This is a genomic window from Dehalococcoidia bacterium, assembly GCA_028711995.1.
In the GTDB taxonomy this organism is placed as follows: Bacteria; Chloroflexota; Dehalococcoidia; order SZUA-161; family SpSt-899; genus JAQTRE01.
The window spans coordinates 1-9,903 of the sequence record JAQTRE010000109.1; the positions used below are offsets into that span (position 1 = coordinate 1).

Annotated in this window: 10 protein-coding genes; 2 read left to right on the forward strand and 8 right to left on the reverse strand. The window is 52.7% G+C overall.

Going from position 1 to position 9,903, the window contains the following annotated elements; all coding sequences use genetic code 11:
• Positions 1-129 precede the first annotated feature (129 nt).
• Positions 130-690 carry a response regulator transcription factor gene (locus PHV74_12350; GenBank protein ID MDD5095147.1) on the forward strand — a complete coding sequence of 187 codons (561 nt, stop codon included), beginning with the start codon at positions 130-132 and terminating at the stop codon, positions 688-690.
• Here PHV74_12350 and PHV74_12355 read toward each other — a convergent pair.
• The 7 genes from PHV74_12355 to PHV74_12385 all read right to left on the reverse strand — a co-directional run bounded on the left by PHV74_12355 (position 671) and on the right by PHV74_12385 (position 7,344).
• Complete coding sequence (locus tag PHV74_12355; GenBank protein MDD5095148.1) at positions 671-1,123, reverse strand: 4Fe-4S dicluster domain-containing protein; 453 nt, start codon at positions 1,121-1,123, stop codon at positions 671-673. The genes PHV74_12350 and PHV74_12355 overlap by 20 nt on opposite strands.
• Positions 1,124-1,235: 112 nt before the next feature.
• Positions 1,236-1,721, reverse strand: coding sequence for an LUD domain-containing protein (locus PHV74_12360; GenBank protein ID MDD5095149.1), 486 nt, complete (start codon positions 1,719-1,721; stop codon positions 1,236-1,238).
• A 37-nt stretch (positions 1,722-1,758) separates the two neighbouring features.
• Entirely contained in the window at positions 1,759-1,989 is a 231-nt protein-coding gene (locus PHV74_12365; protein ID MDD5095150.1) for a hypothetical protein, read from the reverse strand.
• Positions 1,990-2,081: 92 nt separating this feature from the next.
• A complete protein-coding gene (locus tag PHV74_12370) occupies positions 2,082-3,674 on the reverse strand; it encodes an FMN-binding glutamate synthase family protein (protein ID MDD5095151.1) in 1,593 nt (530 codons plus the stop codon).
• Between the two features lie 20 nt (positions 3,675-3,694).
• On the reverse strand, positions 3,695-4,693 hold the full coding sequence (locus PHV74_12375) for an NrpR regulatory domain-containing protein (protein MDD5095152.1): 999 nt from the start codon (positions 4,691-4,693) through the stop codon (positions 3,695-3,697).
• Between the two features lie 311 nt (positions 4,694-5,004).
• Positions 5,005-6,252 carry a Glu/Leu/Phe/Val dehydrogenase gene (locus tag PHV74_12380; protein ID MDD5095153.1) on the reverse strand — a complete coding sequence of 416 codons (1,248 nt, stop codon included), beginning with the start codon at positions 6,250-6,252 and terminating at the stop codon, positions 5,005-5,007.
• A gap of 90 nt (positions 6,253-6,342) precedes the next feature.
• Positions 6,343-7,344, reverse strand: coding sequence for an NrpR regulatory domain-containing protein (locus PHV74_12385; protein MDD5095154.1), 1,002 nt, complete (start codon positions 7,342-7,344; stop codon positions 6,343-6,345).
• Between the two features lie 293 nt (positions 7,345-7,637).
• Between PHV74_12385 and PHV74_12390 the strand changes: the two genes are divergently transcribed.
• Positions 7,638-8,645 carry an NrpR regulatory domain-containing protein gene (locus PHV74_12390; GenBank protein ID MDD5095155.1) on the forward strand — a complete coding sequence of 336 codons (1,008 nt, stop codon included), beginning with the start codon at positions 7,638-7,640 and terminating at the stop codon, positions 8,643-8,645.
• A 14-nt stretch (positions 8,646-8,659) separates the two neighbouring features.
• Here the strand turns inward: PHV74_12390 and PHV74_12395 are convergent, their stop codons facing one another.
• Positions 8,660-9,355 carry a response regulator transcription factor gene (locus PHV74_12395; protein MDD5095156.1) on the reverse strand — a complete coding sequence of 232 codons (696 nt, stop codon included), beginning with the start codon at positions 9,353-9,355 and terminating at the stop codon, positions 8,660-8,662.
• Between the last annotated feature and the right edge of the window lie 548 nt (positions 9,356-9,903).

Consider the following 9,903-nt stretch of genomic DNA (forward strand, 5'->3'; position numbering starts at 1 on the left):
TCCCGGAAATCCCCCGAAAAGGGGTTATTCAGAGGGCAGAACCACCGAAAAGCCACACTCCGACGTTATTCGATGGAGGGAATTCCGCTGAATTGATTCTTTGGCGGACTTGATCAGAGGTTCCTTAATATTGTCGGAGAAGCTGCGGACGGGGCCGAAGCCATTGAATGGATAAAGAATAACTTTGCAGATGTTGTGTTAATGGATATTCGCATGCCAGGCGTCGGAGGGATCGAGGCTACCGCCAAAATAGTGCATCTGCGTCCCGATGCTAAAGTCCTGATCCTTACAGTTATCGGGGACCCCTATACACTGGCACAATCGATCCTACTGGGGGCTAGCGGATGTTATATTTATGGTCAGTCTCCGGATGAGCTGATCTCAAATATTCGATCCCTAGCATTGGGGCATACAATCCCACTCCCACCATCAGTCAAACCAATTCTACAGAAAATGGTCGATAATTTGAAATCGTACCGGACCGAATGCGCAGAAGTGACTAACGATGCATTGACGGCGAGACAGTATGAGGTTTTGAATCTTTTAACGGAAGGGATGAGTAACAAACAGATTGCCCAAGTCCTTAATTTGGAAGTATCGACGGTGAAGAATCATCTGAAGAATATCTACCTAAGGCTGGGCGTCCAAAATCGCTATGAAGCTATCAGATTTATACTGGATAAAAAGTGACTAAAGTAATCCCTATTTCTACCCTCAAGGCCGATGCCAGCAAAGCCAGAATTTCCAGCCGGGCAGCGGCAAACGCCCACTTGAGGTGCGACTCGGTAAAGCGATAGGCATTCTCCAGATGCGCTTCGGGAATCATAGTGGGATATTCATGGCGAAGCTTGGTGACCAATCCCGTCGTGTCGATCCTCACAGGGTATTCCTTCCGGCAATGCCCGCAGCTTAAGCAGGAGGAAAGCTCGGTTTTGGGGTCTTTTGTTATACCTTCGGAGAGGGAAGAAAACAGGACGCCTCGCCCGCCCAGGTGGTGATCGCTGCCGAACCTGTTCCCATAAACCGCGTATGCAGGGCAATGCAACAGACATTCACCGCAACCTAGGCAATAGAGAATCTCCTTGAATTCGCTGGCGGCGATCTCGCTCCGCTTGTTATCCAACAAAACTAGGCTGACCGATTTCGGCCCATGCACGCCTTTGACCAGCTTCTTTTCGATATCGGCGGTCTTGCTCGGCCCACTGAGAATATTGATGAAAGAGGTAATGACAGCGTTAGTTGGCGTAATAGGTTTGCAGTCGCGCCATGTTCAGCGCTTCCTCAAGATCAGGGTAGATTTTATCGATGCCCGCCAGGATGATGTGCTTTTGCGGTCGTATCATCACCTCGGTAACATTCCCCTCATTGTGAAGGATCAGGATCGCTCTTTCATCAGCAGCTATGGCATTGGTCCCGGTGATCCCGATATTGGCCGCTTCGATCTTAGCCGCCACCTCGTCCCGGATGATTTGGGTGAGGATGAGTGGATCGGCGGGAATCTCCCGGCCAAAATGGGCAGAGAGCACTTCGGCGATCTGCTCTTTGGAAAGGTGGCTTGCCGGACCTGTCGGATGGGAAGGTTTTTCCCCGGCTATCTGAACCACCCTGTCCCCGATATCGGTCTCAACCGCCTCGATTCCGCGCGATTCCAGTTCTCTGGCAAGATCGATCTCTTTGGTAACGTTCGACTTGGCCTTGACCACCAGTTTTTCTGATCCGATATCTTCCAGAACAAAAGCAATAGCTTCTTCCTGAGTCTTAGCCAGCCTTACCCCGATACCATGCCTTCAGGTTTTTGACGGCCTCTTCCAGAAGATTTCTATTGCCAACAGCGCATTCTCTTGCCGCTTTGAGCCTGGTTTTTCTTTCTGCCAGATCGGGAATTCTCCCTGCGTTGTCCCGCTGACGCGTGCGCACCGTGGCAAATGACTTCCTCATCTGGGAAAGTTGCTTCTTTTCGGCGGAGGCTTCTCGAAGGCTTTTCTTCATTTTGTGCTCTCCACGATTCATTTCAATTATAGCAGACGGGCTCCGATTTTTCGGAGCCCGTCCAATAGGATAATTTTTGAAGTTGGTTGCCCTTAACTCTCCAGTATCTGCATCGCCTCGTCCCGATAGGCGTCCATCAGATAGGGGATTCCGGTGACTTTGGCGCACTCTTCGGTAAGGGACATAAGGTCTTGGCGACTCATCACGCCCAGGTTGAAGCGCCTTGCGCCTGCCATCAATTGCTGCAAGCCCACCTTGATCTTCTGGCTGTAGCTGTAAATGCCTATCGCTCCCAGCGGAATGTTGTTGATTTCCTTGGAGCCGACGAGGTTCTTTACTTCCTCGTAACAGACGAATATCTCCTCGACCTTTGAGCCGAACTGGCTGACTGTATTGGGGAGTTTTCCTTGCTTGATCCAGGCGTCGATGTTCTTGCCGACCATTCCCGGGATCATCAAAGCACGGCCCATGCAGACGGCCTTGACGAATGGAGAACCCAGTGAGAGAGCCTTGAATACGCCGTCTTCGCTGCTGAATCCACCCGCAAAGGCGATATCCGGCACGCGCTCGCCTTTGTCAGAGAGCTTTTTGCAAAATTCGTAGGCTGCAGAATGCAGGTAGAGGCTGGGCATGCCCCATTCCTCCATCATCCGCCAGGGGCTCATGCCGGTACCGCCGCCAGCACCATCGATAGTCAACAGGTCGATCTTGGCTTTCGAACCCCATTTGATGGCCATCGCCAGTTCGCGGAGCCCATAGGCACCTGTCTTTAAAGTAACGCGCTTGAATCCCAGTTTTCTCAGACTCTGAACTTCATTGTAAAAGCCCTCTTCATCAATGAACCCCAGCCGGCTGTGGCGCTCGAATTCCTTGATGGCGCCGTCTTTGAAGGCCGCCTGATTTAGCGGGCTCGAAGGATCAGGGGTGACGATATACCCGCGTTTCTGAAGTTCCAGGGCGCGCTCCAGCGAATCGACCTTTATCTCTCCGCCGATACACTTGGCGCCTTGACCCCACTTGAGCTCGATGGTGTTCAGGCCGTGCTTTTTGCTGACGTATTCGGCAACTCCCAGACGCGTATCTTCCACGTTCATCTGCACCAGGATTTCACCGTAGCCCTGATGGTATCGACGATACTGCTCGATGCGGCGGTCCATATCCGGAGAGAGGGTGATCTTGCCCTTGGCATCGAGTTTCAATCCCGGGTCTATGCCGCAGACATTTTCACCGCAGACAGCAGTGATTCCAGAGATAGCCGCACCAACGGCGAAGTGCTCCCAGTTCTTGCGGGCGATTTCGGTGGAGCCGAGGGCGCCGGTGAAGATAGGCGCTTTCATCTTAACTTTAATATTCCAGCCGTATTCGGTTTCTGTGTTGACCCCGGGGAACGTGGCGGTATCCGGATCGCCGATGACTCCTTTGCCCAATCCTTCAGCACCCAGAGCATAACCCTGGATGTTCAGATGAGAATAATCGATGGGGTAGTCCTTATCGCCACCGGCGGTGATTTCGCCGAATGGCCCGGGGTAAATCAGTTCCCGGCCGCGGAAGGTGGCCTTGAACACTTCGCAGTTTCCCGTACAGCCGTCGACACATCGGCTGCACAGTCCGCTTGAGGGAACTATGCTCCGGGAACGATTGGCTGTCCGGGTGGCGTCATTGGCATTGGGTCGCTGCAGATTCATTTCGATATCCTCCCTTTTTGTTACAATAACTCTTCAAACTTGGTTAAAGCCTGATAATCCATAATACTGCTCATCGCTTTGTTTTCTGCCTCGATGCCGGCTTCCTCAGCGGCGGCTATCGGATTCATCCCCCCTATGAGGATCATTCCGATCCGGTTCAGCCCTATGGGTATTTCGCAGACTGACTCGCTGGTGTTCCCCATCAGAAAGAGAGCACCCAGCCCGGCTTCTTTCAGTCCGTTTACCACCTCCTCTACCGGGGGACGGCAAACCGCAGGGATTTCCCGGAAGTTGGCCAGTATTTTTCCGTTTCCTTTTTGGGCCGCTTGAGATACTGCGGTCATCTTTCCCCGGATGAAAACCTCGGAAGGATCGAGCGACGATCCGGCATAGTGAATCAGTTCTACGAAGCGCCATGGCACGTGATTTCGAATTTGGAGGATGCCACCGAATCGAGAATCCATGGGAACACCTGCTTTGAGCAGCGCGCCATTGACCACGGCGCTGCAGACTGTGGCTATTCCCACCTTTCCCTCCGGGACAATCAGATTGCCGATGGGCTGCCCTTCTTGAGCCACGGCTATGCGGTCACCGGCGCAGAGCCCGGCCCTGAACACTGGAGCCATTGCCTGCAACGCCTTTCTGAATTTACCGCTGGGGAAGAGGGATATGTTAACCGGTAGAGAACCGGAGCGGGTTTTCCAATCGAAACTGGTTTTGAAAGCCAGTATCTCAATTCTGGAGATGGCAAATCCGACTTTGTCCTGGACCAGGGCGCTCTTTAGTTCTTCGAGGCCATGCTCGGTAATCAGCCTGCCGTCCCGCCCGACCAGACGCGTCAGCCCTCGCTCATCCATCGATTTGAGATGGTAGCGTACTGCTCTCTCAGTGAGATCGATCCCGTGTCCCTGGAGGTGACGGGCCACGATCCGGGCGCCTACCGGGTCAACAGAGTCCTTGATGATTCTCAGGATGGCAATGATTTTCCGCTCCACTTCCTGGGATTCGATTCCGATCAAAGCTGTGTTTCTCCCTCGGATGACTTATAGGATAGTCGGCAACTGTTTGCCGTCGGATGACGATTACCTATCATATACAAGTATCGACGCTATGTCAAGGGAGTTTTTGGGAAGGGGGATGATGTCAAAAAGCAGCTGTTTTCGGCACAAATGCCGGATGCACCTGTATCAGGAGGATTGCACATCGGGGACCATGTCTCCCCGAACGGAGGAGGGAGATGTCTCGCGGAGATAAAAAAGAGGGGCTCCATGAAACCGGAGCCCCTCTTTGGTGCCAGAATAACGTCAATTTTTGCCGTTATTTTTGCCGACTATACCCAGCCTCTGAGCTTCATCGCTTCTACCACACGCTGGATAGCCTTGCAATATGCCGCCTGTCTCATATTGATCTTTAATTCTTTGTGCAGATCATAAACCGAGTGATAGGCAGTGGTCATCTTCTTATCGAGCCGCTCATAAACCTCGGCCTCTTCCCAATAATACATACTGAAATTCTGTACCATCTCAAAATAAGAGACGGTCACGCCGCCGCCGTTGCAGAGGAAGTCGGGGATGGTGTGGATTCCCTTACTGTAGAGAATGTCGTCGGCCTCAGGTGTGGTCGGACCGTTGGCCAGTTCAGCCACGATCTTGGCCTTGATCTTGCCCGCGTTCTTTTCGGTGATGACGTTTTCGATAGCGGACGGGATCAGGATATCCACGTCCAGTTCAAGAAGTTCTTCACCGGTGATCTTGTCCCCTTTCTTCAGGTTGCAGACAGAGGCGGTTTTGGCCTTGACAGTGCTGGCTTCCTCAGAATTAATGCCGGTCTTGCAATAGCAGCCGCCCTGGCTATCGCAGACCGCTATGACCTTGGAGCCGAACATTTCCTCAACCAGTTTGGCCGCATAGTACCCGGCGTTGCCGTAACCCTGAATGGCAACAGTGGCTTTGCTGAGGTCTATCTTGAGTTCCTTGGCCGCCTCTCGGATAGTGTACATGCCGCCCTTAGCAGTGGCGTCGCCGCGTCCCTTGGAGCCGCCGATAGCCAGCGGTTTGCCGGTGATAACGCCGAACTGCGGTTTATTGGCGATGACGGAGTATTCGTCCATCATCCAGGCCATAATCTGTGGAGTAGTGTAAACATCAGGCGCCGGCACATCCCTCTCCGGACCGATGAATGGGGCTATGGCCCGAATATAGGCTCTGCTGAGACGCTCGAGTTCACCCTGCGACAGCTCCTTGGGGTTACAGATGATGCCGCCTTTGGCACCGCCCAGAGGCACGTCAGCAAGGGCTACTTTCCATGTCATCCATGCACTCAGCGCCCGTACAGTGTCAATCGTCTCCTCGGGATGGAATCGGATGCCGCCCTTGGCAGGTCCCCTGGCGTCATTATATTGTACGCGGAAGCCCTCGAATATCTTGATCGAGCCGTTGTCCATGCGAACCGGAAGGGACACATGGAGTTCCCGCATCGGGGTCTTGAGGAATTCCGTCACATGAGGTTCGAGTTTCAGTATGCTCGCGCATTTGTCCACTTGCCTTTGAACGATTTCGAATGGATTGATCTCTGACATTTGTTCTACTCCTTTCTGTTTCTCTCCGCACAACCATTGGAGTGGCCGCGCAGGATTATTCCTTAGGATCTTTCTACCACTGCTACTGGTTCATTTCAGCAGTTCTTCGAATACGGTCAACGCCTTATAGTCAACAACCGCACTCATGGCTTTGTTATCGGCCTGGATTCCGACTTCCTCGGCCGCGGCGATCGGATTCATACCGCCGATGAGGATCATGCCTACTTTGTTAAGATCAACCGGGGTTTCGCACACCGATTCGCTGGTGGTGCCCATCATCAGCACTCCGTGCAGACCTGCTTCTTTCAAGCCGGCGATAGCCTTTTCCACAATGGGGCGGCAAACGGCGGGAATTTCCCGGAAATTCGCCAGTATTTTCCCGTTGCCCTGCTTGGCTGCCTGGCCCACCGAAGTCATCTTTCCCCGGATGAAGATTTCGGATGGATCGAGAGAGGAGCCGGCATAATGAACAAGCTCCACGAAACGAAGTGGAAGGCGATTACGAATTTGAAGAATGCCCCCAAAACGGGAATCCATCGGAATGCCGGATTTGAGCAGCACGCCATTGATAAGCACGCTGCATATTGTGCCGAATCCGATCTTGCCGGCGGGTATAACCATGTCGCCCAGACGCTCCCCCTCCGATACTACAACTACCCGGTCTCCAGCGCACAGTCCGGCTCGAAATGCCGGAGTCATGGCGGCAAGAGCCTTGCTGAACTTCTCTTTAGGGAACAGGGACACATTTACCGGCACTAATCCGGATCTCGATTTCAGATCGAAACTGGTCTGGAAGGCCCGCATTTCGATTCTGGATAGCGCCAATCCTACCTTGTCCCGCACCAGAGCGCTGGCAATCTCTTCCCTGCCATGGTCGGTAACAAGCCTTCCATCACGGCCCACCAAGCGGGTCAAGCCCCTTTCATCAGTGAGTTTGAGGTGGTATCGAACGCCTCGTTCGGTCAGGTCTATCCCATAGTCGCACAAGCGCCGTGCCACGATGCGCGCCCCGACGGGTTCTTGAGATTCGCTGACGATTCTCAGAATGGCTAAAACCTTGCGCTCAACTTCCTGGGTTTCTGTCCCGATCAATTGCCAACTCCTGATCTGATTTAGCGAAAACGAATACGGTAATATTTTGCCGATCAAACGGCAACCCATTGCCGTTTAAACCGGAGTGATAATACCATTTCTGACCGGCGGGTGTCAATATCGATACCGTAACATAGGCTTTTATGAGTGGGTTGTAATCGGTAATGGTGATGTTAAATCGGTAATATTGCCGTATAAATGGCTTGATGACGCACGGTTTTATGTGATTCCGGCAATGCGGCAATGTTTTCGGCAATTGACAAGCGGTTATCCGCGCACTAAAATCAGCAGTTGTGGCACATGGAGTCGAGAGAAAACGATCGGCAATTCTGGAAATCCTGCGAGCCAGTGAAAAGCCGCTCAGCAGCTCAAAGATAGCCGAAGAGCTTCTGTCGCGAGGGTTAGACGTCAGCGAGCGGACGGTGCGCCTGTATCTGCAGCAGATGGACCATGAAGGACTGACGAGCAGCCTGGGCAAACGCGGCCGCATCATCAGCGGCAGGGGATTGGACGAACTGGACTCTTCCCGGACCATCGAGCGAGTGGGTTTTTTGTCCGCCAAAATCGATCGAATGACCTACGGCATGAAGTTCGATCTGACCAATAGAACAGGGGCAGTGGTCATCAACGTCACGCTGGTGGATCCCAGGGAATTCGCCAAGCGCGTCGATATGATTAGTAAGGTATATGAAGAAGGCTATGCAATGGGCCATCTTCTGGCGCTCCTGGAGCCATTGGAACATGTCGGACATATCTCTGTGCCGGGGGATATGATAGGAATAGGCACGGTATGTTCCATCACTCTGAACGGCGTGTTGCTCAAATACGGCGTTCCCACCAACTCTCGTTTCGGCGGGCTTCTGGAACTCAAGGACAAGAAGCCGACCCGCTTTGTCGAAATCATCACCTACGATGGAACCAGCATCGATCCCCTTGAGGTTTTCATCCGCAGCGGCATGACGGACTACGTGGGCGCTATCAAAAACGGCAATGGGCGAATCGGCGCGAGCTTCCGCGAATTTCCGGCGGAGAGCCGTGATCTGGTGGAGGAACTGGCGCTCAAGCTGCAGAAGGTGGGCCTGGGCGGGTTTATGAAGATCGGACGCCCGGGTCAAACACTTCTGGAAATACCGGTGAGCGAAGGGAGAGCCGGGGCAATCGTCATCGGCGGGCTCAATCCGATGGCGATCCTTGAGGAGACGGGGTTACGCACCTATTGCAGAGCGATGGCCGGACTCATCGACTTCAACCGGCTGTTCCACTACAAAGAGCTGAAAAGTCGCATTCAGGCCTACATTTGAGGTCGAGTGATATCCTAAGGAGAATCAGCCTCTTTGAACTTGTAGCCCACATTCCGCACTGTCTGAACGAAGGAATGGTCGGCGTCTTCGATCTTGCTGCGTAATCTTCTGATATGCACATCTACCGTACGATCGCCGCCGTAGTAGTCGTATCCCCAGACCTTGTCCAGGAGAATCTGGCGATTGAGCACCCTGCCCTTATTGCTGACCAGAACCTTGAGCAACTCGTATTCCTTGAAGGATAAGTCTATTATCCTGCCGGCGACAGACACTTCATACTTGACCAGATCGATCATCAGGTCGCCGTGCTTAATCAGACTTTCGCTCTCAATGTTGCTCTTTCGCAGCAACACGTTCTTGATCCTGGCCAGCATTTCCACAGGTTTGCAGGGTTTGACGGCGAAGTCATCAATGGCCAGCGTGAAACCAAAATCCCCGAGGGCGTCCTCGGACAGAAGGATGATGATAGGCAACCGGGTTTCTGTCTTCAGCCGTCGTGAAAATGCCAGCCCGTCGGCAATGCCCCGGAAGGCGTCCATGTCCAGGATGAGTAGATTTGGGTTTTCTTCTCCGATCGTCACAATAGCCTCTCTGCTATACGGAATGCGCACGCAGTCGAGGTTTCCGGACTGAAGTGCCGAAGAGAGCTCTCTCATCAGGGCATTATCGTCGGTAAGGATGAATATTCTGGCGCGGGTTGTTTTTGGCATTTCCAAGGTCCTGTAAGTAGGGGCTACGGCAAGCCCCTACTTAATTGGTTATTATATTACCACAAAATCAGTGAGCCTGTGTCGCTTCGATCCCTTTGGGGGAAAGATCCGAGCATCTTCTGCCTTCACATACTGCTGAGTGTAGCTGGCGGACTCAGCCGTTGCCTGTAAAGCCGAAAGAGATTGCTCAACGTCACTCGCAATGATGTACACCTGATGAAATCCGCCTGGATAAGGTCGGCTGGAACACGGGGGAAAACCCTCAGATCGTATGGGTGTAAACCCTATTGACAAGTCTTACACGCCGCTGTAAATTTATTTATGTAGTTAATAGTTAATCGCATAAATAATTATCATAGTGAACCTTTGGGGGGCAATCATGCAGAATGAACGTTTGGACAGGACTATCGAAGTGATGGTACGCATTCCACCGATCATGCATCGGAAGACTCACCGGGATGTTTTCCGGGTAGCACTGGAGCAGAGCGGCGCCGGTATTGCACCTCATCACCTGATGATCATGAAAGTGCTTGAAGAATCAGATACGC

Excerpts from the sequence above, each read along its gene's own strand:
- PHV74_12365 (MDD5095150.1), bottom strand. The coding sequence starts at position 1,989 with ATGAAGAAAAGCCTTCGAGAAGCCTCCGCCGAAAAGAAGCAACTTTCC.
- PHV74_12370 (MDD5095151.1), bottom strand. The coding sequence starts at position 3,674 with ATGAATCTGCAGCGACCCAATGCCAATGACGCCACCCGGACAGCCAAT.
- PHV74_12380 (MDD5095153.1), bottom strand. The coding sequence starts at position 6,252 with ATGTCAGAGATCAATCCATTCGAAATCGTTCAAAGGCAAGTGGACAAA.
- PHV74_12395 (MDD5095156.1), bottom strand. The coding sequence starts at position 9,355 with ATGCCAAAAACAACCCGCGCCAGAATATTCATCCTTACCGACGATAAT.